This window comes from Promicromonospora sp. CA-289599 (assembly GCF_050936155.1).
Classification (GTDB): Bacteria; Actinomycetota; Actinomycetes; order Actinomycetales; family Cellulomonadaceae; genus Promicromonospora.
Genome location: NZ_JBNJNI010000001.1, coordinates 933,919 through 958,406, shown reverse-complemented (window position 1 = coordinate 958,406; position 24,488 = coordinate 933,919). Strand labels below are relative to the sequence as shown.

The 24,488-nt window shown below is 72.6% G+C and carries 18 protein-coding genes; 9 read left to right on the top strand and 9 right to left on the bottom strand.

Annotated features, from left to right (window positions below; all coding sequences use genetic code 11):
* Positions 1–58 precede the first annotated feature (58 nt).
* On the bottom strand, positions 59–511 hold the full coding sequence (locus tag ACQEVI_RS04220; RefSeq protein WP_432895021.1) for a VOC family protein: 453 nt from the start codon (positions 509–511) through the stop codon (positions 59–61).
* Positions 512–554: 43 nt separating this feature from the next.
* Here ACQEVI_RS04220 and ACQEVI_RS04215 point away from each other — a divergent pair, with 43 nt between their 5' ends.
* Together ACQEVI_RS04215 and dnaG are read left to right on the top strand one after the other, a co-directional pair.
* On the top strand, positions 555–1,430 hold the full coding sequence (locus ACQEVI_RS04215) for a helix-turn-helix domain-containing protein (RefSeq protein ID WP_432895019.1): 876 nt from the start codon (positions 555–557) through the stop codon (positions 1,428–1,430).
* Positions 1,431–1,540: 110 nt separating this feature from the next.
* Positions 1,541–3,538 (top strand): DNA primase, encoded by a 1,998-nt coding sequence (dnaG, locus tag ACQEVI_RS04210; RefSeq protein ID WP_432895017.1) that lies wholly within the window; start codon positions 1,541–1,543, stop codon positions 3,536–3,538.
* A gap of 75 nt (positions 3,539–3,613) precedes the next feature.
* On the opposite strand, the gene ACQEVI_RS04205 is transcribed toward dnaG, so the two are convergent.
* The 3 genes from ACQEVI_RS04205 to ACQEVI_RS04195 form a co-directional block, all read right to left on the bottom strand.
* Complete coding sequence (locus ACQEVI_RS04205) at positions 3,614–4,564, bottom strand: NAD(P)/FAD-dependent oxidoreductase (protein WP_432895015.1); 951 nt, start codon at positions 4,562–4,564, stop codon at positions 3,614–3,616.
* A gap of 78 nt (positions 4,565–4,642) precedes the next feature.
* Positions 4,643–6,085: an MDR family MFS transporter gene (locus tag ACQEVI_RS04200; protein WP_432895013.1), complete on the bottom strand. Its 1,443-nt coding sequence runs from the start codon at positions 6,083–6,085 to the stop codon at positions 4,643–4,645.
* An 82-nt stretch (positions 6,086–6,167) separates the two neighbouring features.
* On the bottom strand, positions 6,168–6,707 hold the full coding sequence (locus ACQEVI_RS04195; protein ID WP_432895011.1) for a MarR family winged helix-turn-helix transcriptional regulator: 540 nt from the start codon (positions 6,705–6,707) through the stop codon (positions 6,168–6,170).
* Positions 6,708–6,813: 106 nt separating this feature from the next.
* Here ACQEVI_RS04195 and ACQEVI_RS04190 point away from each other — a divergent pair, with 106 nt between their 5' ends.
* Together ACQEVI_RS04190 and ACQEVI_RS04185 are read left to right on the top strand one after the other, a co-directional pair.
* Positions 6,814–8,217 (top strand): FAD-binding oxidoreductase, encoded by a 1,404-nt coding sequence (locus tag ACQEVI_RS04190; protein WP_432895009.1) that lies wholly within the window; start codon positions 6,814–6,816, stop codon positions 8,215–8,217.
* Positions 8,218–8,358: 141 nt separating this feature from the next.
* Complete coding sequence (locus ACQEVI_RS04185) at positions 8,359–9,093, top strand: lytic polysaccharide monooxygenase auxiliary activity family 9 protein (RefSeq protein ID WP_432895007.1); 735 nt, start codon at positions 8,359–8,361, stop codon at positions 9,091–9,093.
* A gap of 30 nt (positions 9,094–9,123) precedes the next feature.
* On the opposite strand, the gene ACQEVI_RS04180 is transcribed toward ACQEVI_RS04185, so the two are convergent.
* From ACQEVI_RS04180 to ACQEVI_RS04170, 3 genes are all read right to left on the bottom strand, one after another.
* Positions 9,124–10,824 (bottom strand): hypothetical protein, encoded by a 1,701-nt coding sequence (locus ACQEVI_RS04180; RefSeq protein ID WP_432895005.1) that lies wholly within the window; start codon positions 10,822–10,824, stop codon positions 9,124–9,126.
* Between the two features lie 132 nt (positions 10,825–10,956).
* Complete coding sequence (locus ACQEVI_RS04175) at positions 10,957–11,889, bottom strand: aldo/keto reductase (protein WP_432895003.1); 933 nt, start codon at positions 11,887–11,889, stop codon at positions 10,957–10,959.
* A 37-nt stretch (positions 11,890–11,926) separates the two neighbouring features.
* A complete protein-coding gene (locus tag ACQEVI_RS04170; protein WP_432895001.1) occupies positions 11,927–12,787 on the bottom strand; it encodes an aldo/keto reductase in 861 nt (286 codons plus the stop codon).
* A 119-nt stretch (positions 12,788–12,906) separates the two neighbouring features.
* Between ACQEVI_RS04170 and ACQEVI_RS04165 the strand changes: the two genes are divergently transcribed.
* Together ACQEVI_RS04165 and ACQEVI_RS04160 are read left to right on the top strand one after the other, a co-directional pair.
* Entirely contained in the window at positions 12,907–13,785 is an 879-nt protein-coding gene (locus ACQEVI_RS04165) for a LysR family transcriptional regulator (RefSeq protein ID WP_432894999.1), read from the top strand.
* A gap of 92 nt (positions 13,786–13,877) precedes the next feature.
* Complete coding sequence (locus ACQEVI_RS04160; protein ID WP_432894997.1) at positions 13,878–15,314, top strand: hypothetical protein; 1,437 nt, start codon at positions 13,878–13,880, stop codon at positions 15,312–15,314.
* An 81-nt stretch (positions 15,315–15,395) separates the two neighbouring features.
* Here the strand turns inward: ACQEVI_RS04160 and ACQEVI_RS04155 are convergent, their stop codons facing one another.
* Together ACQEVI_RS04155 and ACQEVI_RS04150 are read right to left on the bottom strand one after the other, a co-directional pair.
* On the bottom strand, positions 15,396–17,498 hold the full coding sequence (locus tag ACQEVI_RS04155; protein WP_432894995.1) for an NPCBM/NEW2 domain-containing protein: 2,103 nt from the start codon (positions 17,496–17,498) through the stop codon (positions 15,396–15,398).
* Positions 17,499–17,625: 127 nt separating this feature from the next.
* A complete protein-coding gene (locus tag ACQEVI_RS04150) occupies positions 17,626–18,513 on the bottom strand; it encodes a helix-turn-helix domain-containing protein (protein ID WP_432894993.1) in 888 nt (295 codons plus the stop codon).
* A gap of 129 nt (positions 18,514–18,642) precedes the next feature.
* On the opposite strand from ACQEVI_RS04150, the gene ACQEVI_RS04145 reads away from it, so the two are divergent.
* The 3 genes from ACQEVI_RS04145 to ACQEVI_RS04135 are packed head-to-tail and all read left to right on the top strand — an operon-like array spanning position 18,643 to position 24,488.
* A complete protein-coding gene (locus ACQEVI_RS04145) occupies positions 18,643–22,188 on the top strand; it encodes a DUF5107 domain-containing protein (RefSeq protein WP_432894991.1) in 3,546 nt (1,181 codons plus the stop codon).
* 57 nt (positions 22,189–22,245) lie between these two features.
* Complete coding sequence (locus ACQEVI_RS04140; RefSeq protein WP_432894989.1) at positions 22,246–23,550, top strand: ABC transporter substrate-binding protein; 1,305 nt, start codon at positions 22,246–22,248, stop codon at positions 23,548–23,550.
* The gene (locus ACQEVI_RS04135) at positions 23,547–24,488 is read left to right on the top strand and encodes a carbohydrate ABC transporter permease (RefSeq protein ID WP_432894987.1); all 942 of its coding nucleotides are present in this window, start codon (positions 23,547–23,549) and stop codon (positions 24,486–24,488) included. Before ACQEVI_RS04140 ends, ACQEVI_RS04135 begins: the two co-directional genes overlap by 4 nt.

The following is a 24,488-nucleotide window of genomic DNA, read 5'->3' as shown; positions in this document are numbered from 1 at the left end:
GAGACTTGACCATGCAGTTGCTGCCAGACGAGGGCTCCGTCTGGCAGCAACTGCATGGTCAGTCGCCGGCCGCTACCCAGGCGTCGCTCGCCTGCTGGACGTCTTCCGGGGTCACCGAATCGGCGACCGTGACGAAGTACCAGCGGTGGCCGAACGGGCAGCGGACCGCCGCCTGCCGGAACCCCTCGAACCAGTCGGCCGGCTCGGTCAGGCTGCTCGCGCCCGCCGCCATCGCCCGCGCGTAGGCGGCGTCGGTGTCCTCCACCGGGATGGTGAAGCTCGCGTGCGTGGGTGCGCCGACCTCCGGGGCCACGGAGTCCGGCGGGAACGCGGCGGCGACGGTGAACGTCGACTCGCCCGCGGCGGACCGCAGGACCAGGTCGGAGTGGATCACGGCGTCGCCCGCCGTGATCACGTCGAGGGTCTCGGCGCCGAGCGCGGCCTCGTAGAAGTCGATGGCCGCGCGGGCGTCGCGCACGGAGATGTTGGGGTGCAGGGCTGAGTTCTTCATGTGACCGATGCTTCCGCGGCCCGCCTGTGCCAGTCTTGGAAGAATGCGACAGCTGTTCGACGGCGACCCCGCCGTCACGCAGGCGCTCGAGGCCGGGCCGACGCTCGGCATCGTGAACCCCGCGCGCGCCCGGGACGGGTTCACGCTCGCGCGCGTCGACCCGGCTCCGGACCTCGCAGACATCGTCGACTGGCACTGGGTGATCACCTGGGACCTGCCGCCCGGCGCCACGTTCACGCAGGCAGTGGTGCCCCACCCGGTGGGCCATGTCGTCGCGGAGGACACCGGGTTCCTCGTCTATGCGATGCCCTCGGCCGCCGTCGACCGGCGCACCCTGGCGGGCTCCGGCGGAGTGGTCGGCACCAAGCTGCGCCCGGGTGGCTACCGCGCGCTGCTCGGGCTGACGGACCCGGGCGAGCGGGGCGCCGTCGGGCCGGCGGACTTTCTGGGCCCGACGGCGGACCTGGCCGGCGCCGAGGCGATCGGCCAGGCCAGGGCCGGCCGTCCCGACGACGCCGTCCGGACCGTCACCCCGCTGCTCCAGGTCGCCGCCGAGCGGACACGGACGCCACGTTCCACTGCCGCGCTCGCGGCACTCCGCGGGGCCTTCGCGGTCATCGCCGACGCGGTGCCCGGAACGACCGTCGCCACGCTCGCGGCACGGCTCGGCACGACCCCGCGCTCGCTGCAGCGGCTGTTCGCCGACTGGGTCGGGGTGAGCCCCAAGTGGGTGCTGCAGCGGCACCGGGTGCATCTCGCCGCCGAGATGCTGGGCCGCGATCCGGCGCTGGACCTGGCGGGGCTCGCGTCCGCCGTCGGCTACTACGACCAGGCGCACTTCACGGGGGACTTCGTACGCGCGGTCGGCGTGGCCCCGGGCGAGTACGCCCGAACCTGCGCGACAGCCCTGGCCGGCTGAGCTCCCGACCTGTCAGACGCACAGGTCACCCGACTGACCTGTGGGTCTGACAACTCGGGGGGTGTGGACGGCGGCCTTCCATGTCGGCGCGCCAGCATAGACTTCGGAGCGTGGCCGGGCTGATCAGACGCGAGGATGTGGACCAGGTCCGCGAACGCGCGCGGATCGACGAGATCGTCTCGGCGCACGTGACCCTCAAGCCCGCCGGGGTCGGCGCACTGGTGGGTCTGTGCCCCTTCCACGACGAGCGCAGCCCCAGCTTCAACGTGCGGCCCAGCGTCGGGCGGTACCACTGCTTCGGCTGTGGTGAGGGCGGCGACGTCATCGAGTTCGTCATGAAGATGGACGCCCTGAGCTTCACCGAGGCCGTCGAGTACCTCGCGGGCAAGACCGGCGTGCAGCTGCGCTACGAGGAGGGCGGCTCCGCCCGTCCGCGCGAGGAGCCCGGCAAGCGGCAGCGCCTGCTGGAGGCCAACAGGGTCGCCGCCGAGTTCTACGCCGAGCAGCTCATGGGGCCGGACGCCGCCGCGGCGCGTACCTTCCTCGCCGAGCGCAGCTTCGACCGGTCGGACGCCGAGCTGTTCGGCGTCGGGTTCGCCCCCAAGGGCTGGGACGCGCTGCAGCGTCACCTCCAGGGCCGTGGCTTCACGCAGGCCGAGCTCGTCGCGAGCGGACTGATGTCGCAGGGTCAGCGCGGCATCTACGACCGGTTCCGCGGCCGGGTCATGTGGCCCATCCGGGACGTGACGGGCGCGGTGATCGGCTTCGGCGCGCGCCGCCTGTTCGAGGACGACCAGGGCCCCAAGTACCTCAACACCCCCGAGACGAGCCTCTACAAGAAGTCGCACGTGCTGTACGGGATCGACCTCGCCAAGCGGGAGATCGCCAAGGGCAAGCGCGTGGTGGTGGTCGAGGGGTACACGGACGTCATGGCCGCGCACCTGTCGGGCGTGACGACGGCGGTGGCCACGTGCGGTACCGCGTTCGGGGGCGACCACGCCAAGGTGGTGCGGCGCCTGCTCGGTGACACGACGGCGGGTGGCGGCATGCAGCTCGCGTCCGGCGGGACCGTGGGCGGCGAGATCATCTTCACGTTCGACGGTGACGCGGCGGGCCAGAAGGCCGCCGAGCGGGCCTACGGCGAGGACCAGCGGTTCTTCGCGCAGACGTACGTCGCCGTCGCGGACGGCGGCATGGACCCGTGCGACCTGCGCATGGCCAACGGCCCGGAGGCGGTGCGGGCGCTGGTCGACGGACGCAAGCCCCTGTTCGCGTTCGTGATCCAGGCCAAGATCAAGCAGTTCGACCTGAACACCGTCGAGGGCCGTGTCTCCGCGGTACGAGCGGCGGCGCCGGAGATCGCCGGGATCCGCGACCGCAGCCAGCAGGATGGCTACACGCGCGAGGTCGCGGGGTGGATCGGGACCGAGATCGAGGAGATGCGGCGCGAGGTCGCCCGCGTCGCGTCCACCCCGTCGCTGCGCCGCGCACCCGGCGGGCAGGACGGCGATCGCCGGTCCTCCGGCGCGCCGGGAGCCGACGGGGCACGTGCCGGCGGGACGCGGCCCGGTGGGCCGACCGGTCCGGACGAGCGTCCGGCGACGGGCGGCGTGCAGCAGCTGCCTGCCCCCGACCCGCGGGACCCCGTGGCCCGCGACGAGCGGCTCGCCCTGGTCGCCGTCCTGCAGTACCCGCAGCACGTGCCGGCGTCCTTCGACGCGCTGGGCGAGGACGCGTTCTCCGTGCCTGCCTGGCGGGCCGTGCACGCGGCGATCCGGGCGTCCGGGGGAGCGGCGGCTGGGCGCGACGTCTCCGCGGCGCAGTGGGTCGGGGCCGTGCTGGAGCAGGCCTCGGAGACGGTGGCCGGCGTCGTCACGCAGCTGTCCGTGGCGTCACTTCCGGAGGACCGCGAGGCGGCCGTCCCCGCGTTCGTCGGGGGTGTGGTGAATCGCGTGCTCGACATGGGACTGATGCGGCGCGTCGCCGACGCCCGGAGCCGCCTGCAGCGCCTGGACCCCTCGGACGCGGAGACCTACCAGGCCGCGTTCGCCGAGCTCCTGGCGATCGAGGCCGAACGCCGCACCCTCCGCGAGTCCACGAACGCCTGACCCCCACCCGTTGAGTGCTGGGTATCTGCCCTTCCAGGGGCCTCAGGAGGGCAGATATCCAGCACTCAACGAGGGTCAGTTGGGGTGGTCGCTCGCCAGCAGGTCGCCGTCGAGCGCGGCGGCGGCTACCAGGCCCGATGATGCCGCCGTGAGCACCGACGCCATGGGCATCGGCAGGGCCGCGGTGTGCGCCATGTCGCCCGCGGCGAACACGCCGGGCACGCTCGTGCGGCCCATCGCGTCGATCTCGGCGGCGCCCGACGCCAGCATCCGCAGACCGAGCTGCTCCGCGAACGGCGCACGCTGGGCGAACCCGGCCGCGACGAAGACGCCGCCCACCTCCTCGTCGGGACCCTCGGCGAACGACACTGTGGCACCGGTGGCGCTGCGGCTCAGCTCCTTGACGGGCTCGGGGCGGACGGCGACCTCCGCGCCGTCGAGCTGCGCGCGGATGCCTGGCTCGAGGCCGGCGCCGTCCGTCAGGACCGTCAGGCGGCTCGCGATGCGCTCCAGCAGGAACGCGACCCGGGCGACGTGCGGCCCGCTACCGAGCACCGCTACATGCTTGCCGCTCAGCTCGTGCCCGTGGCAGTACGGGCAGACGGCGGCGACGGTGCCGAACAGCGGCTCCAGCCCGGGGATCGCCGGGAGCGTGTCGCGCATGCCGGTCGCGAGCACCATCGCGCGGGCGGCCAGGGTCTCCGGCCCGTGGGCGCCCCCGGCGCCCAGCTCTACCCGGAAGCCTGCGCCGTCCTGCACGACGGCGGACGCCGCGGTCTCCCGGACCGTCACCGTCGCGTAGGCGGCGAGCTCGGCGCGGGCCGCGGCCCGGAACTCGGCGGGCGGCGTGCCGTCCCGCGTCACGAAGTTGTGCAGGTGCTCGGCGGGCGCGTTGCGGTACTCGCCGGAGTCGAGCAGCAGGGTCCGCCGGTGCATGCGGCCGAGCGTGAGCGCGGCCTGCAGCCCGGCGGGGCCGCCGCCGACCACGACGGCGTCATAGGGGTTCGACGGTACTGGTGCGGTCATGGATGGGCTCCGTCTCCTGGGGTGTCGTGCGGTACTGCCCCAGGATCGGAGTTCATGTCGACATGAAGTCAAGCCATGTCACGATGACGGCTGGGCGTCCCGCGGGTTGTCGCGGGGGAGCAGCAGCACGGTCACTGCCATCACCGCCGCACAGCCGACGACGCACCAGAACACCAGGTGCATCGCGTGCGCCAGGCCGGGGCCCTCGGGGATGCCGTCCGCGCCGACGGTGGTCACCGCGTTCACCACGGCGCCCAGCGCGGCCACGCCGACCGCCTGCCCGATCGACCGGGCGAACATGTTGGTGGCGGTCACCGCGCCGCGCTCGTTCCAGCCCACGCTGTGCTGCGCGGCCAGCAGCGTCGGCACGGCCACGAAGCCCATCCCCAGGCCGATCACGAACACCGCCGCCGAGATGTGCCACACCTCCGACCCGGGGCCGAGGCCGAGCGTGAGCAGGGACCCCGTCAGGACGATCCCCGCGCCGATGACGGCGGTCCAGCGGAACCCGATGGACAGGTAGATCCGGCCCGACAGGGTCGCCGCAAGGGGCCAGCCGACCAGCAGTGCCGCCAGCGAGAACCCGGCCACGAGCGGCCCGACGCCGAGCACGCCCTGCGCGTAGATCGGCACGTACGTGGACAGGCCCAGCGTGATGACGCCGATGGTGAGCCCGGCCGCCGTCGACGCGCTGACCACCCGGCGGCGCAGCAGCCCCAGGTCGAAGATCGGGTGCGCGTTCCTGTGGGAGACGACGGCGAACGCCGCGAGCAGCACCGCCGAGGCGACGAACATCCCCACCGACTGCGGCGAGGCCCAGGCCCAGGCGTGCCCGCCCTCGAGCAGGCCCAGCACCAGCGCCGTGCTACCACCGGTCAGCAGCGCGGCGCCGAGGTAGTCGATGGGTTCGCGCTCGCCCTCGCGCTCCTTCTCGTGGAACCTGCGCCAGAGCACCACCGCCGCCACGGCGGCGATCGGCACGTTGACCCAGAAGATCCAGCGCCAGCTCACGAACTGGCTGAACAGGCCGCCGAGGGTCGGGCCGAGCACCGACGAGGCGGCCCACACGCTCGCGAGGTAGCCCTGGATCTTGGCGCGTTCGGCGAGGGTGTAGATGTCGCCCGCGATCGTCATCGACATCGGCATGATCGCGCCGGCGCCCAGGCCCTGCAGCACGCGGAACCAGATGAGCGCGGGCATGCTCCAGGCGACGGCGCACAGCACCGAGCCGAGCAGGAACAGGCCGATCCCGACCATCATCACGCGCTTGCGCCCGAACACGTCGGCCAGGCGTCCGTACAGGGGCACGGTCACGGCCTGCGCCAGCGTGTACGCCGAGAACAGCCAGGGGACCTGCTCGAACGCGCCGAGCTCGCGCGCGACCGTCGTCGACGCCGTCGCCAGGATCGTGACGTCCAGGGCCACCAGCGCCGTGGAGAGCATCAGCGCCCCGAGGATCGGGCCGCGATCGCCGCGCAGGCCGAGCCGCACCTCGGCGGTTCCGGCGGATGGTGCGCTCATGTCTGGGGCTCCCGGGTGTGCAGCACGACACATATAAAGTTGCCTGAGGCAGCGTCTATTCCCGGTGCGCGCGGCCCCGGCGCTACTTCGGGCGGTTGCCCGGCCAGCCCTCCGGGACCGGTCCGTTCCCGCGGTCGGGCACCGACTCGGCGATACGGCCGATCGTGTCCAGAAAGGCGCTGACGTCGGCCTCGTCCGCGCCGATCGCGCGCCGCAGGGTCCTGTCGAACGTGATCGCCGCCGACTTGAGCCCCTTGTAGAGCGTCTCGCCCGCCTCGGTGACCTCGATGCGCTGCACCCGACGGTTCGACTCCTCACGGGTGCGGATCACGAGCCCGCGGTCCTCCATGCCGCGCAGGTGGTGCGTCAGGGTGGCCTCCCGGATACCGACGGCGTGGGCGAGCTCGCGCTGGGTGGCCGGTGTGCCCTGGTGCAGGGCGAGGAGGATGTGCCAGACCTGCCAGCTGCCGCCGTGCTCGGACAGCAGCGCGTCGAACGCCCGCATCACCCGCTGCACGGACTGCCACATCGTGGGCACGACGGGGAGCGGCCCGGGTCGGCTCGGCCCCGCCCCGTTGTCCGTGCCGCCTGGTTGGTCGTCGGGCAGCCCGCTTGGTCGCATGGTCGAAGGGTAGTTCGGCTGACCGGAAAATGCATTGACGGCTAATGCTTAGATGTCTAACGTTAGTGGCGGGAAGTACCTCAGCACCCCACCCGGAGGCTCGACGATGGCCACGCAAGTACCCAGCACACAGCTCTCTGCCGACGCGCTCGCCAGCGCCCTGGCACCCCTCGCGGACGCGCTCGGCGACCGCCTGCTCACCCCGGCGTCGGCGGAGTTCGTCGAGGTCGCGACCGTGTTCGTCGGCGGCCCGGAACGGACCCCGGCCGCGATCGCGCGTGTCCGGACCACGGAAGAGGTGGTTGCGGCGCTCGCGGTGGCGCGCGAGACCGGCCTGCCGCTCGCGGTGCGCGGCGGCGGACACCACCAGGCACGACACGGCTTGGTCGACGGCGGCCTCGTGCTCGACCTGCGCCTCATGGACGGCGTGGAGATCGACGCGGAGGCCCGCGTCGGGCGCGCGCAGGGCGGCGTGCTCGCCGGTGCGTACACGGCGGCGGCCGGAGCGCACGGGCTGGCCACCGGGTTCGGCGACACGGGCACCGTCGGCGTCGGCGGCATCACGCTCGGGGGCGGTATCGGCTTCCTCAGCCGGCACGACGGCCTCACCGTCGACAACCTGCTGGGCGCCGAGGTCGTGCTCGCGGACGGCCGCGTGGTGCAGGCGAACGCCGACGAGAACCCCGACCTCTACTGGGCGCTGCGCGGTGGGGGCGGCAACTTCGGCGTCGTGACCCGCCTGGACCTGCGCCTGCGCGAGATCGGCACGATCACCGGCGGGATGATGATGTGGGAGCCGACGCCGGCCGCGCTCGCCACCGTCCTCCGGGCGTTCGCCGAGGGTCCGGACGAGTTCGCGGGCATGGTGAACGTGATGACCGCCCCGCCCGCGCCCATGGTTCCGGTCGAGCTGCACGGCAAGCCCGTCGTCATGGCGCTGCTGGTCCACTCGGGCGCCGCCGGCGAGGCGGGGGAGGTGCTCGCCCCGCTGCGCGCGCTCGGGCCGGTGCTCGACGGCGTCCAGGAGATGCCGTACCCGGCGATGTTCGAGGGCGCCGGCGGCCCGCCGTCCGGCGCGGTGGGCGACGCCCGGAGCGGGTTCCTCGGTTCGGGGGCGTGGTCGCCGGACGAGGCCTGGGCCGCGGCCGCCATCGACGCGGTGTCCACCGCGGGCGGTCCTGCAGCCCTGAACATCCGTGCCATGGGCGGCGCGATCGGGCGGGTCGACCCGGCGGCGACGGCCTTCGCGCACCGGGACCCGGCCTTCATGGTCACCGTCTACAAGGGCGCACCGACCGCCGAGGCGCTGCCCGCGGCGAGCGAGTGGGTGGCGTCGGCCGCTAGGGCCCTCGGCGTCAGCGGGCGGGGCTATGTCAACTTCATGGGGACCGCCACGGAGCAGGACGTGCGCAACGCCTACCCCGAGGCGACGCTGGAGCGGCTGCGCGACGTGAAGCGGGCGTACGACCCGGGCAACCTGTTCGCGTCGAACCACAACGTGCGGCCCTGACCCGTATCGCTTGGACCTGTGTCGCTTAAACGACGTCGCTTAAACGATATCGCTTAAACGATACGGAGCATTGTCCTGCCGTCGTCGGGCTCCGAGGATCGAACGACCTGATCACTCGGAGCACCGACGAAGGAGCCGGACATGACGCTCTACAACACACTCGGCCGGGTCCGGGCGACGGCACTGGCCGCCGTGCTGGTCCTGCTCGCGGCGGCGGCGATCGTCGTCGCGCAACCCAACCCGCCCGCCGCCAATGCGCACGGCGGACTCACCTACCCGGCCACCCGCACCTACGCGTGCTACGTGGACGGCATCCAGAACGGGCAGGGCGGCGACGTGAACCCGCAGAACCCGATGTGCCAGAACGCGCTGGCCGTGAACGGGAACTACCCGTTCTACAACTGGTTCGGCAACCTGCTCAGCAACGCGGACGGGAACCACCAGGAGGTCATCCCGGACGGCAACCTGTGCGGTCCGCAGGAGTCGTTCTCCGCGTTCCGCGAGCCGGGCACCCAGTGGCCGACGACGACGCTCGAACCCGGCCGGACCATCACGGTCTCGTACAACGCCTGGGCCAAGCACCCCGGCACGTGGACGCAGTACATCACCAAGGACGGCTGGGACCCGTCCCAGCCGCTCGCGTGGGACGACCTCGAGCCCGTGCCATTCGACGAGGTGACGAACCCGCCCCTGCGCCCCGGTGGGCCGCAGGGCGACGAGTACTACTGGGACGTCACGCTCCCGGACAAGAGCGGGTACCACATCATCTACTCGATCTGGACCCGGTCGGACAGCCCGGAGGCGTTCTACAACTGCGCGGACGTGGACTTCCGGCTGCCGACCCCCACCACGCGAACGCCCATCACACCGGTCTAGCACTCTTGGTCGTCGGCGCGATCCTTGCGACTACCTGCCCGCTCTAGGCGCAAGGGTCGCGCTCACGACCAGGACGGCGGACGCGGCGTAGCCACCGACCTGCAGCAGGTTGAGCGCGGTCAGGACCCGCAGGCCGAAAACGGCGTCCTGCAGCGTGCCGATCATGGCGGCGATCGCGACCAGGCCCAGCAGCACTGCCCCGGCAACCCGGGCGCGGTGGTGGGGGAAGCAGAACAGGGCGGCCGCCAGCAAGGGTCCGAGCCCGGACACCAGGATCGGCAGCACGAGCTGGGGCACGAACGCCGGATTCCAGGCGTGCATCGTGACGCCCGGCTCGAAGAGCATCCGGAGCGGCGGCGATGCGAGCACCAGGGGGACCACCGCCGTCCAGCGCCACGCGAGGCCGTGGGCCCCTGGCCGGAGCATTCCGGTCCATGCGATCGCGCCGGACAGGCCGAGCGCGACGAACGGCAACGTCTCCCCGAACGTGACCGTTCCGCCGAGCGCTGTCCGGCTCACCAGGAGGACGATCACCAGGAGGCCCGAGCTGACGATCGCCGTGCGCAACGCTCGCCGAGACCTGAGGGTCGCCGCGCCGGCGGCCAGTACCAGCACCGCCGGCAAGGACGCGTCGACCAGAGACTCCATCAGGAGGAGGATCCCGCCGGCAGCCGGCCGGATCCCGGGGCCGTGCGCGAACAGCTCCGGCACGTACAGGGCGACGGTCAGCACGAGCACTGTGAGGGCGGCGAGCGTCAGCGCTCCGGTCCGGCCGGACGGGTCGGCCGGACCGCCTTCCGTTCCCTCGTCGGCTGCGGGCGGCGAGGGAACGACGACGACGGCGGTGTCCGACGTCGTGACGAACTCTCTATCGGTGGCGTCCGACGGTGCGGCGGGCGCTCCGGCGTCGAACCGGACCGGGCCCGCCGTGTCCTCCGTATCAGCGAGGGCGGCGTCGTCGTCCACCCCGAGTGCCTGCCTCGCCACGATCCCGGCGACGGCGCAGCAGAGGGCCAGCCCTACGACGGCGAGCCGGTACGGGTGCGGTGGTCGGCCCAGCACGAGGTCGGTGACGAACAGGCTGAAGCCGGTGAGGACGATGAGCACGGCCCCGGAGACCTGCGGTTCACGGCCGGGCAGGCAGACGAGGCCTGCCGCGAGGATCGTGAGCGATAAGGAGACGGCCAGCGCGGCGGCCAGGACCGGTCCCCACGGCCCGAGATAGAAGGTGTCCGAGGACGACCTGACCCCACTGATGTACTGGCCGAAGGGCGGCGCGAGGGCGAGCAGGAGGAGCGGCACCCACTGGCTGCTTCCTGCCCGCACCCTGTTCCACCAGGCGAGGGCCAGCGCGACCAGGGCAAGGCCGAGCTGGACGGGGCCTGTCCAGAGGCCGAACCAGACAGGGCCCGCGTCGTCGAGGCCCGCGTCTGCGACCAGGGCCAGGGCGGTCAGGGCGGCGAGGTGCAGCGTTGCCCCGGCGGTCATCACCAGCAGGAACGTCCGCGAGCCGCGAGCCACCGCGACGGCCATGAGCACCAGTGTGGGCAGCACGGATGCGGGGGCTGCCCCAGCCATCACGTGCCAGGTATCGGTGTAGTACGCCTGGGAGAAGAGCCCGGCCGGCAGGGCGAACAGTCCGGACGCGGCCAGCAGCAGCGCGGCGGTCAGGAGAAGGGCACCGGCGCGGGCGGCCGTGTTCGTGCGCGGGCTCGGTGCGTCGGCGGTCATGGGCACACCCTGACAGAGGCGGTCGCTGTCGCGAACGAAAGTCGGGGGTCTTGGCCGGCTCGACCAGCGGCCGCGGTGTGTCGCGCGGGGTAGACGCCGTCTACGCCGCGCGACACACCGCAGCTCCCGGCGTCACGGCACGGTGTAGCCCGCGGTGCGGAACATCTCGTACCACTCGGCGCGCGTGAGCGGCAGGTCGGACCCGAGGGCCGCGCCCGCCACCCGCTCGGGGCTGGTCGTACCGAGCACTACCTGCATCTGCGCGGGGTGGCGCGTGATCCAGGCGGTGGCGACGGCGATGGCCGGCACGTCGTACTTCTTGGCGAGCCGGTCGATCACGGCGTTCAGCTCGGGGTAGTCCGGCGACCCGAGGAACACACCGTTGAAGAACCCGGCCTGGAACGGCGACCAGGCCTGCACGGTGATGTCGTTGAGGCGGCAGTAGTCGAGGGTGCCGGAGTCACGGCTGATGGACTGGTCCAACCCTTGCATGTTCGCGGCCACGCCCTGCGCCACGAGCGGCGCGTGCGTCACCGAGAGCTGGAGCTGGTTGGCGACGAGCGGCTGGGACACCGACTTGCGCAGCAGCTCGATCTGGCCCGGCGTGTGGTTGGAGACGCCGAACGAGCGCACCTTGCCCGACGCCGACAGCTCGTCGAACGCGCGCGCCACCTCGTCGGGCTCCACGAGGGCGTCCGGTCGGTGCAGCAGCAGGATGTCGATGTAGTCCGTGCCGAGTGCGGCCAGCGAACCGTTCACGGACTCGATGATGTGCTCGTACGAGAAGTCGAAGTACGGCCCCTCGCGCACGATGCCGGCCTTCGTCTGGAGCACCATCTGCTCGCGCTCGGACGACGTCAGCCGCATCGCCTCGGCGAACCGCTTCTCGCAGCCGTGCAGGGCCGAGCCGTAGACGTCGGCGTGGTCGAAGAACGAGATGCCGGCGTCACGTGCGGTCCTGACCAGGTCGCGCACCTCCTCGTCCGTCTTCTCCTGGATGCGCATGAGGCCGAGGACGACGTTCGGGACCGTGAGGTCGGTCCCGGGCAGGGTGAAGGTCTTCACGGGGATTCTCTCCTGTGGGTGGGAAGTCGGGGGAGGCTCAGGCGGCGGAGAGCCGCGCCACCTCGTCGGCGGTGAGCTCGAGCTCGGCCGCCGCCGCGGAGTCGGTGATGCTGGCGGGCCGCGACGCCCCGGGGATCGGTACGACGACGTGCGACAGCGCCAGCTCCCAGGCCAGGACCACCTGGTAGGGGCTCACGCCGTGGTCGGCGGCGACCTCGGCGAAGGCGGCGTGGCGGGTGGCGAGCTCGCCGGCGTTCGAGATGCCGCCCAGCGGGCTCCACGGCAGGAACGCGATGCCCAGCTCGGTGCACAGGTCGAGCTCGGGCTCCGACGAGCGGAACCGCGGCGAGAACTGGTTCTGGACCGAGACCAGGCGGCCGCCGAGGATGTCCTGCGCCTGCCGGATCTGGCCCGGGTCCGCGTTGGAGATGCCGGCCATCTCGATGACGCCGTCGTCGAGCAGGTCGCGGATCGCGCCCACCGAGTCGCCGTAGGGCACGTTCGGGTCGGGCCGGTGGAACTGGTACAGGCCGATGGCCTCGACCCCGAGCCGCTTGGCGGACGCCTTCACGGCCTCCTTGAGGTACTCGGGCCGGCCGTCCTTGGTCCAGGAACCGTCGCCGGGACGCAGGTGCCCGCCCTTGGTGGCGACCAGGACGTCGGAGGTGTCGCCGCCGTACGTGCGCAGGCCCTCGGCGATGAGCTCCTCGTTGTGACCCACCTCGTCCGCGTGCAGGTGGTAGGCGTCAGCGGTGTCGATGAGGGTGACGCCCGCGTCGAGGGCGGCGTGGATCGTGGCGATCGAGCGGTCGCGGTCGGGACGCCCCTCGATGGACATCGGCATACCGCCGAGGCCGATCGCGGAGACGGCGCGGCCGCCGATGGTGCGGTGCTGCATGAGCTGCTCCTCAGTGTCGCAACGGGTTCGAGCCTGAGACTAGGAAGCGATAACCTAGAAGTCCAACAACTCCTCATCATCATTCCTAGAACTGGTACTGTTTAATGGAACTGCGTCAGATGGAATACCTGGTCGCCCTCGCGGACGAGCGGCAGTTCACCCGCGCCGCCGAGGTCACCGGCGTCTCCCAGTCCGGGCTGTCCGCCGCGATCCGTAACCTCGAGGTGGAGCTGGGCACCAGGCTGTTCACGCGGACCACGCGCAAGGTCGAGCCGACCGAGGCCGGCCTGGCACTGCTGCCCTTCGCCCGTTCCATGCTCTCCTCCGCGACGGAAGCTCGCGACGCGGTGGTGCAGGTCTCGCGCGAGCTTGCGGGGACGCTGCGGGTCGGGGCGGAGCAGTGCCTCGGCTTCGTCGACGTCGGCTCCCTGCTCGAACGCTTCCACCGCCGCTACCCACGCGTGGAGATCGCGTTCACCCAGGCGGGCTCGCACGAGCTGCTGGCCGGGGTGCGCGACGGCGACCTCGACGCCGCGTTCGTCGCGACGTCGGACCATGTGGGCGTGCTGCCGCGCGCCGTCCTGGGCCGTGAGCCGGTGGTGCTCCTGTGCCCGCCGGAGCACCCGCTGGCGTCCCGACCGGCGGTGGACCGGGCCGACCTCGGCGGCGAGACCTTCATCGACTTCCACCCCTCCTGGGCGATCCGCCGGATGAACGACGAGGCCCTCGCCGCGCGCGGCGTGCACCGCCTGGTGCGGTGCACCGTCAACGACGTGCACACGCTGCTCGACCTGGTCGACCGCGGGCTCGGCGTCGCGCTCGTCCCGCGGCACGTCGCGGCCAAGCTGCAGGCGGCCCGGCTGGTCGCCGTCCCGTTGCTGCCGGACGGCGGGGCGGACTGGGTCGTCTCCGTCGTCACCAACTCGGGGGAGCGGCAGGACTCGCCCGCCCCGCACCTGCTGGAGCTGCTCGACGAAGCCCCGGTGCCGGCTGCCTGAGTCCAGCACTCAGCGATGAGTTCGCCGGTGGTCGATCGTCGGACTGTGCAGGAGGCGCGCAGCGAGCGTGCCGCTCACCGAGGAGCGACACCATGAAGCATGTACGACCGGCGGCCGTGGCATCGGCCCTCGCCCTGATCGTGACGGCATCGGCCCTGCCGGCCGTCGCCGTGGAGGCGGTGCCCGGCGAGGTCGCCGAGTACACCGGAACGATCGACGGCGCGGACTACCGGGCCGTCGTCCCCGACGACTGGAACGGCACCCTCGTGCTGTTCGCGCACGGCTACTTCCCCACACAGTTCGCGGAGCTGGGCTTCGAGGTCCCCGACCAGCTCGCCAACAACCCACGCGCTGAGGAGTGGCTGACCGGTCAGGGCTACGCGCTCGCCGGCTCGATGTTCGGCGACGACGGATTCGGCTACACGCTGCCCGACGCCGTCGACCACCAGGAGGCGGTCCTGGACTGGTTCGCCGACGAGATCGGCGAGCCGGACACGACGCTCACGAACGGTCAGTCCTTCGGTGGCGCGATCGCGGCCCTGCACGCGGAGCAGGACCCGCGCGTGGACGGCGTGCTCGGAACGTCCGCGGGATTTGACCCGCTCGGTGGCTGGGACGCCGCCCTCGACGTGCAGTACGCGGCGACGACCCTCCTGTTCGACGATCTGGTCGACGAGAACGGCAACCCGGTCGAGATCGTGAACCCGACCGACCCGGAGGCCTCGCAGGCCGCCCTGACCGGTGCCGCGTACGGGGCGCTGGGCGACCCCGAGGCGAACGCCCGCATGGCGCTCGCGGGATCGCTGGTCCAGGTCCCCGCCTGGTTCGACTTCGCGAGCCCGCGCCCGGAGGACCCGCAGCAGGCCGCCCAGGCCCTGAGCGAGTGGGTGGTGAACGCCTACCTCAACGGGCACGGGCCCGCGGACCGGGCGCACATCGCCGAGGTGTTCGGGGGGAACCCCTCGACGAACGCCGACGTCGACTACCACCAGCTGTTCCGCCGGTCCGCGGAACGCCAGACCGTGGAGGCGGCGTACGAGGCCGCGGGGCTCGGCAAGGACCAGCTCCGCGCGGACCTCGACGCCCTGGACGCTGGGACGCGGTACGACGCCGATCCTGCCGCGCGGGCGCGGATGGCCGAGCACACGTCCCCGGGCGATCTCGATGTCCCGGTCCTCACGGTGCACGCCACCGGCGACGGCGGCGCTCCGGCGGCCGACGTCCGCTCCTACACCGACCACGTCCGCGCCGAGTGCGGGGACGTCCGCAACCTCTGGGTCGCGCGCGGCGGGCACCCGACGGTGACCGCGGCAGAGGAGATCGTCGCGATTCAGGCCCTCGAGCACCGCGTACGGACCGGCGTCTGGCCGCCGCTCAACCCGCACGCCACGGGCAGGTCTGCCGCCGCTCTGCCGGCGGAGACCCAGGTCGTGGCGACATGGGACGAGAACTTCGAGACGATCTTCGTCAACACGGACGCGGCGTTCACCCGCTACACCCCGCCCCGCGCCCCCCGCGCAACGTACTGACACGCGCCGTTGACGTTGAGTGCTGGATATTCGCCCTTCTGAGCCACAAAAGAGGGCGAATATCCAGCACTCAACGATCGGTCAGCAGGTGGTTGTTGGCGACAGCCAGTCGGCTCGGTCGTTGTAGCCGCCGTCGGCCGCGTCGCCCACGCGGAGGGTCAGGTCTCGGATGCCGGTGACGTCGATATCGAACGAGGTCTCCACGCCCCGCGTCACGGTGCCGCTCGACCAGAGCGTCTCGCCGTCGCCGACCACCTCGAACGTCGCCGTGCCGCCCTCCGGGCCGACATTGTTCACCACGTCATCGATCCCGACGCCGCCCGTGAGCCGGGTGCACGAACCGCCCAGGTAGTACCGGATCTGGGACGGGCTGGCGACGCCGATCCCCGTCGGGTGCACGGTGCCCGCCACCGTGAGCGGCGAGCCGCCGCCCACGCTCTTGTCCACGGCCGGCTCCATCCACCCGCTGGTCGCGCTCACCCACGGGTGGTGCGACAGCACTACGTCGCTCCCGCTGGGCGTGGCGGGCGCGACCGTCACGCGCGACGGCGGCGTCGTGCCCGCGGGGGCGCCGCGGTACGCGACCGTCGCGGTGACGTCGTAGCCGCCGGTGCTGGTGCCCGCCGGTACGTCGACGCTGAAGGTGACGGTCGCCGATCCCCCGGGGCGCACCAGGCGCGGCGCCGGGCCCATGGGGCTGACCGTCCAGCCGTCGGGCGCCGTGAGCGAGACGGCCGGACGGCGCACGGGGGTGCTGCCGTCGTTGTGCAGCGTCACCTCGGTCGTCAGCCGGTCGCCGGCCGCGGCCAGCAGGTCGGTGGTCGGCGCGACGTCGTCGGACCCGACCGCCGTGAAGGCCGGCGAGGCGGCGACCAGACGGGGGACGCCGCCGGCCCGGGTGGGCGTGACCCGCAGCAGGGCGGCGCCGTGTGCCGGGACGGCGGCGCGGATCGTCCCCGCCGACTGCGTGCGGGCGTCCGTCCAGGTGTCCAGGACGGCGAACGACCGGCCGCGCAGACCCAGGTCGCGGGCGGTGGTCGAGACCTCGGCGGGCCGGTCGCCGCGGTTCAGGAGCGCGATCGCGACCGAGCCGTCGGCCAGCGGCTTGGCCCACGTCTCGGTGGTGCCGGCCGCGCCGACACGGGTGCCCTGGATGCCGAGCGGGTCCTGGTCGATGGCCAGCACGTCGTCGTCGAGCAGGATGTCCATCGACTCCTGCTCGAGCGTGCGCGGGTCGCTGGAGATGATCAGCGGCGCCGCCGCGATGGTCCAGAGCGACATCTGGGTGCGGAACTCTTCGGTGGTCATCCCGAGCTCCGGGCCCAGGTAGTCCGGGTCGCTGAACCGCCCCGGACCCGCCACCTCCGGGTGCCGCGCGTTGGCGTCGAAGTTGCGCAGCACGTCCTTGAACTGGATCTGCCCCACGAACCCGACGTCCGTGTAGGTGCGCCAGGACTCCGCGATGTCGGGCGCGTACGTCCAGGACCAGGTCGACTGCTGCTCCTCGGGGTAGTCGCCCCAGTCGGGGGAGGTCACCGGGTTGCAGAGGTTGAAGATCATCGACCGCCCGGAGCCGTTGTTCCGCAGCGCCTCCGCGAAGGCGGTGAACGCCTCTCGCGGGTCCAGGTCCGCGGTGATGCCGCACAGGAAGTCGACCTTGACGGCGTCGTACCCCCACTCGGCGAAGGTGTCGGCGTCGGTCTGGTAGTGGCCGCCGCTCCCGAGGCCGCAGGTCCCCGGGATGTACGGGCCGGCGTCGGTGTAGATGCCGGCGCGCAGGCCGCGGTCGTGGATGGCGTCGGCCAGCGCCGCCATGCCGTCGGGGAAGCGCTCGGGGTCGCCCTGGAGGCGGCCGTCGTCGCCGCGCGGGACGTCGGCCTGCCAGCCGCCGTCGAGCCACACGATGTCGTAGCCCGCCTCCGCCAGACCGGACGAGACCAGGAAGTCGGCCACGTCCAGCACCTCGTCGGCGCCGAAGTCCCCGCCCAGGCCGTAGTAGGTGTTCCAGCCCTGGTAGGGCGTGGGGCTCGGGCTCGACGGCGGCTGGCCGACGGCGGGTGCGGGGCCGGGCGCGGCCGCTGCGGCGCCGGCCGCCGGCCACGTGGCAGCCAGCCCCGTCGCGGCCAGCGCTGTGGTGAGCAGGGCGGCACTCGCTCTCGCCGCCCAGGTACGTACGGTGAACATCCAGGTCTCCTGACGTCGTCGTCGGTTCGGCGGTGCGCCGAAGGAGGAACCCACCCAGCAAACCCCGCGCCCCGCCAGGACGGAATGCAGAAGCCGACGCACCCACCTGGACGATCCGACGCCGGCGTCAGCGCTCGCGGTCGTGGATGCCGCGCCGGAAGTCGGTGGGGCTGCAGGAATGGACGCTGCGGAACTGGCGCGAGAAGTAGAACGGGTCGGGGTAGCCGACGGAGCGCGCGATGTCGGAGACCGGCAGCTCGGTCGTGATCAGCAGCTCGCACGCCCGCGCCATCCGCAGCCGTTTGGCGTACTCGACGACGCCGCCGCCCGTCGCGGCCCGGAAGCGGGCCGAGAAGTGCGAGGTGCTCAGGCCGAACCGGCGGGCGAGCGCGGCCACGTCTACCACGGTGTCCAGGTGCGTGCGCAGGTATTCCTGCGCGGCGCGGACGGGCTCGCCCCGGACCGGGCTGCCCGCGGCGGCGTCCGCGGTGATCTGGGCGAGCACCGACCAGGCGGCGCCCGCGCAGCGCAGCAGGCTGGGGTAGGTCTCGTCCGTCTCGAGCGCCTGGACGACGCGTTCCAGGTCGGCGACGACGCGGACCAGGTCGTGCACCTCGACCACCGCCACGTCGTCGGGCCCGGCGCGCCCGGCGAGGTCGCGCTCGAACTCGCCCGCGTCGGGGCCGCGGGCGTGCATCCACCAGATCGTCCATGGATCGTCGTCGTCGGCCCAGTACTCGTGGGGTACCCCGGCCGGGATGACCAGGGCCTCCGTCGCCGAGATCCGGTGCAGGCCACCGGGGGTGCGGCACCAGCCGCGACCGGCGGAGGCGACGATGACTATGGTCCCGATCGCGCCGTGCCTGCGCACCCGGCCGTGGTTCGCAGCGTGCGGAAAATAGCCCGCGTCCGTGACCAGCAGGCGCGACGTGGGGCCTTCCTTCGCCGCGGCCCGGACCACGGTGGTCGGCAGCACCCGGAGGCGCTGCCCGGGGAAGCCGTCACGGATTCGCACTCCTGGAGCGTAGCCCCACCGGCCCGGCGTCGTCAGCCCGGGGATTCCGGCGCGGATCGTCGGATCATCCAGGCAGTTAAGTCGATACGTCGCTTCCGGCGTCGGCCGGTGGTTCGTACCGTCGGTCACATGCTCGATGAGGAGTCAGCGCCCGACCTGCCCGACCTTCCCGCCCGGCCCGACGACCTGGCCGGCCGGGCCGCGGTCGCCTGGGAGGCGCCGCTCACCCTGACCACCTACGAACCCCTGCCGCCCGACAGGTTTCCCGCGTACCTGGACCGGCGGGTCTACCAGGGCTCGTCGGGGCGGGTGTACCCGCTCCCGTTCCACCACCAGATCGCCGACGAGCCCCACCAGCGGGCCTGGCGCGCGGTGCACCTCGAGAACGAGTGGCTGCGCGTGGTGGTGCTGCCGGAGCTCGGCGGGCGCATCCACGTGGCCCGGGAACGCCGCACCGGCCAGGACTTCTTCTGGACGAACCCGGTCATCAAGCCCGCGCTCGTCGGTCTGGCGGGCCCGTGGGTGGCGGGCGGCGTCGAGCTCAACTGGCCCCAGCACCACCGCCCGGCGACCTACCTCCCGGTGGACGTCGAGATCGAGGAGGAGCCCGACGGCGCCGTCGTCGTCTGGTGCTCCGACCACGACCCGTTCACGCGGATGAAGGGCATGCACGGCGTGCGGCTGCGCCCCGACAGCGCCGTGCTGGAGCTGACGGTGCGGCTCTACAACCGCACCGAGCTGCCGCAGTCGTTCCTGTGGTGGGCCAACGTCGCGGCCAAGGTGGACGACGACTACCAGTCCTTCTTCCCGCACGATGTCACGTACGTGGCCGACCATGCGCGGCGCGCGATCACGGCGTTCCCGCACGCCGACCGGCCGTACTACGGCGTCGACTACCCCGCCCGGACGGGGGACGTCCGCACCGCCGCCGACGGCGCCGGGCTCACCGGCGACCAGCTCGACTGGTACCGCAACATCCCGGTGCCGACGTCGTACATGTGCCTGGCCAGTGACGAGGAGTTCTTCGGCGGGTACGACCACGCGACCCGCCTCGGCTTCGTGCACGTCGCGGACCGCGCGCTCTCGCCCGGCAAGAAGCAGTGGACCTGGGGCAACGCCCCGTTCGGGCACGCCTGGGACGAGAACCTGGCCGACGACGGCTCTCACTACGTCGAGCTGATGGCCGGCGTGTTCACGGACAACCAGCCTGACTTCGCGCACCTCGCCCCCGGTGAGACCAAGGTGTTCTCCCAGTTCTGGTACCCGTTCCGCGAGGTCGGGCCGGTGGACCGGGCCACCCTCGACGCCGCCGTCCGCCTGGAGCGGCTGACGACCCGCTCGGGCACGACGGCGCGGACCGGCGTCGTCGTGCCGCGTCCCCTGCGGGGGATCGAGGTGACGCTGTCGGACGGCGACCGCGTCCTGGCGACCGACGTCGTGGACGCCGACCCGGCGCACCCGGTCCAGCTCACGCACGACCTGCTCGCGGGGACGGGGCCGCTCACGGTGACGGTGACCCACGAGGGGCGGGTGCTGGTCACCTGGGACGAGCAGGAGGTCTCGACGGGCTCGACCAGCGACGCGCCCGTCGAGACCCCCGCCCCCGCCGAGGAGCCGCCCGCGCCCGAGCAGGTCGGCAGCGTCGAGGAGCTGGCGCTGATCGCGGCGCACCTCGAGCTGTACCGGCACGCCACCCGCGCCCCCGAGCCGTACTGGCACGAGGCGCTGCGCCGGGACCCCGGGCAGACGGACAGCCTGATCGGTCTCGCGCGGCGCGCCTACGTCGCGGGCAGCTTCACGGAGGCGGCCGAGCACCTCGAACGCGCCGTCGGGCGCCTGACCAGGCTGCACCGCAGCCCCCGCGACACCACCGCCGTCTACCTGCTGGGCCTGGTGCGCGAGGTGCTCGGCGACGACTCCGGCGCCTACGAGGCCTACGCGCAGGCCGCCTGGGCTCGGGCCTGGCGGGCCCCGGCCGGCTACCGGATGGCCCGGCTCGACGCGCGCGCGGGCCGCTACGAGCAAGCCCTCGCCCGGCTGGCCGACGTGCGCCGCACCGAGCCGGACCACCTGCAGGCGCTCGCGCTCGCGGTGGTGTGCCACCGCCGGGCGGGGCAGCCCGAGGCCGCGGCCTCCGCGCTGGCCGCGGCTCGCGCGCTCGACCCGCTCGACGCCTGGCTGCGGCACCTGGACGGGCTGCCCGCGAGCGGCGACGCCCAGACTCTCCTGGACGTCGCGATCGAGCTCGCCGGGGTGGGGGAGCACGACGCCGCGCTGGCCTGCCTGGCCGACGCCGAACGCCGCGAGGACCACCGGCCGGCGGGCCAGACCGCCGTCCGGCCGCTGCTTGCCTACCACCGCGCGCACGTGCTGCGGCTCGCGGGCCGTGCTGCCGAAGCCGCGGAGGAGCGGGCTCGGGCCCGCACCCTCGACGCGACCTGGTGCTTTCCCGGTCGGCTCGCCGACGCGGCGGTGCTCCAGGAGGCGGCCGACGTCGAACCCGGCGACGCCGTCGCCCGGTCGCTGCTGGGCCACTGGACCTACGCCGCCGGACGCCGCGCGGACGCCCTGGCCCTGTGGCGGGCGGCGGTGGCGCTGGACCCGGACGACGCGGTCGCCTGGCGGAACATCGGCCTGGGCGCCGTCAACCACGAGCGGGACCTGACCGCGGCCCGCGACGCGTACGTCCGGGCCCGTGCCGCCGCGCCGGGTGACGCCCGGCTGCTGTACGAGAGCGACCAGCTGGCGGCGCTCACGGGCACGAGCCCCGCGGCCCGGCTCGACGCCCTGATGGCATCAGATGACCATGCATCTGCTGCCAGCCAGGCATCGAATCTGGCAGCAAGTGCATGGTCATCCGACGACGGCGGCCCCGCCGCCCTCGACCGCGACGACCTCGCCGTCGAGACGCTGCACCTGATGATCACCGAAGGGCGCGCCGACCAGGCCGTGACGATCCTCGGCCGCCGCCGGCTCCACCCCTGGGAGGGCGGCGAGGGCCAGGCCCTGCTGGCCTGGGACCGGGCGCACACCCGGCTCGCGCTGGACGCGCTCGCCGACGCCCGGGCGCGCGCCGCCGTCGAGCACGTGCGGGCGGCTCTCGCGCCGCCGCGCAACCTCGGCGAGGCGCGTCATCCGCTGGCCAGCACCGCGTACCTGCACCTGCTGCTCGGGGACGCGCTCGCGGCCGCCGGGCAGACCGGCGACGCCGCCGACGCGTGGCGCACCGCCGCGGCGCAGCGCGGCGACTTCGTCGACATGAGCACGCAGGAGCACGGTGAGCAGACGTTCTGGACGGTGCTCGCCCTGCGCCGCACCGGGCAGCACGACGCGGGGGACAAGCTGACGGCGTCGCTGCGCGCCTACCGCGACCGGTACGCCGTCGAGGTGCCCCGCGTGGACTACTTCGCCACCTCGCTGCCCGACCTCCTGCTGTTCGAGGAGGACCCGCTACGGGTGCGCGACCGGCGCGTGCTCTTCCTGGACGCGCAGCTCGCCCTCCTGGCCGACGACACCGCGGCGGGCGAGACCCTGCTGCGGCGGCCGGAGCTGGCGGCGTCCCGGCATGCGGCCGATCTGCGGCACGGCGTCGCCCGCCGGGGCGCGGAGCTGCTGCACGGACCCACACCGGCCGGACCGACCACGGATGCGGACCTACCCGTTTCCGTGCACTGAATGCACTGCACCGAATTCACCAGTGCGCCAACGAGGGCGCACGAAGGAGGAACCAAGATGTCCGAGCGAACCAGGATGTTCGAACTGACCCGCCGCCAGCTGCTCGCGGGCGGCATGACGCTGGGCGCCGCGAGCCTGCTGGCCGCGTGCGTGGGTACGACGCCGAGCGGTGGTGGCGGCGGTGGCGGTGCGAGCACCGGCGTCGTGACCCTGCAGAACTCGATCCAGGACGCCGACCCGAAGGCCGCGCTGGAGGCGCTCGTCAAGGCCTACCCGGGCGGCGACGTCACCATGAACTCGGTGGCGACCGAGCAGTTCCGGGCGCAGCTGACCAACTACCTGCGCTCCGGCGACGCGCCCGAGGTGCTGAGCTGGTACGCCGGGTCGGTCGCCCGGTCCTACGCCGAGGAGGGCCTGCTGCTCGACGTGTCGCCGCTGTGGGAGGGCGACGGCGCGTGCGCCGGGTACTCCGACGCGCTGCGCGGCCTCTCGTCGGGTGCCGACGGCAAGCAGATCTTCGTGCCCACCAACTACTACTGGTGGAGCGTGTTCTACAAGAAGTCGTCGTTCGAGAAGTGGGGCGTCGAGCCGCCGACGTCGTGGGACGAGTTCCACGCCCTGTGCGAGAACCTCCGGGGCCAGGGGATCAACCCGCTGACGAACGGCCTGGCGTCCACGCCGTGGATGGCGTCGGGCTGGTTCGACTACCTGAACCTGCGGGTCAACGGCGCGCAGTACCACCGGGAGCTGCTGGCCGGCGAGCACGCGTTCAACGACCCCGAGGTCGTCGCCGTCATGGAGGAGTACAAGCGGCTCATCCCGTACTTCGACAAGAACATGGTGTCGTACTCGGCCCAGGAGGCCGCGACGCCGATGGCCCAGGACAAGTCGGCGATGTACCTCGTCGGGGCGTTCGTCACCTCCTACTTCCCCGAGGACCAGCAGGACGACCTCGACTTCTTCTCGGTCCCGGTCATCAACGACTCGGTGCCCACCGCGGAGGAGGCGCCGACCGACGGGTTCTTCGCGGCCGCCAAGAGCGACAACCACCAGGGCGCGCTCGACCTGCTGAGCTACCTCGCCTCGGCGGAGTCGCAGCAGCAGTTCATCGAGCAGTCCGGCTCCGCCAACCTGCCGACGTCGCCCGACGTCGACACGTCCGCCTTCAGCCCGCTCGTGCAGAAGGGCATCGAGCTGCTCAGCAGCACCGAAGAGATCACGCAGTTCTTCAACCGTGACTCCTCCGACGCCCTCCAGGCCACCGCCGACACCGCCCTGACCAAGTTCCTCGCCGAGCCCGACTCGATGAAGAGCATCCTGGACGAGTGGCAGACGGCGGCCGAGGGGGTCTTCGCGTCGTGAGCGCCCAGACCTCTGTCGCCGCGACGCGGCAGGGCGGCGGGGCCGGGAGCGGCAGGCCGCGCCGCCGCTCCCGGCTCGCGCGCGTCCCGCTGCTGGTCTGGGTGTTCCTGCTGGTCCCGTTCGTGCTCGAGCTGTTCTGGGTCTTCTGGCCCGCCGCGAACTCGTTCTCGCTCGCCCTGACCCGGTGGGACGGCATCGGCCTGGCGGAACCCGTCGGCCTGCAGAACTTCCGCGACCTGGCGGACGACCCGATCTTCCTGACCGCCCTGCGGAACAACGTGATCTGGGTGCTCGGCTTCGGCGGCCTGTCGGTGGTGGGCGGGCTCGTCCTGGCCGTCACCCTGAACAAGCCCGGACCCCTGGTCGGCCTGTACCGCAGCGCCATCTACCTGCCCATGGTCGTCTCGCTCGCTGTCAGCGGCCTGTTCTGGCGCGTCATGTACGCGCCGGAGGGGCCGATCAACGGCACGCTCGGCCTGATCGGGCTGGAGCACCTGGAACGCCAGTGGCTCGCCGACCCCGCCGTCGCCCTGTGGGCAGTGCTGATCGCGGCCGTCTGGCGCCAGGTCGGCTACATCATGGTGCTGTACCTGGCCGGTCTCAAGGGCACCGACCCGACGCTCGAGGAGGCCGCCGCCGTCGACGGCGCCAACGCGTGGCAGCGGTTCTGGCGCATCGTCATGCCGCAGCTGCGCGGCGTGAACACCGTCGTCTTCGCCGTGACCGTCATCGACTCGCTGCGCACCTTCGACATCGTCTGGGCCATGACGCGCGGTGGTCCCTACAACGAGACCCAGCTGCTGAGCACCTACATGTTCCAGCAGGCGTTCACCACCGGGAACCTCGGCTACGCCTCGGCCATCGCCGTGGTCATCTTCGCCCTGGCGATCGGCTTCATCATCACCTACCTCGCCCGCCAGGCCCGGACGGAGGACTGA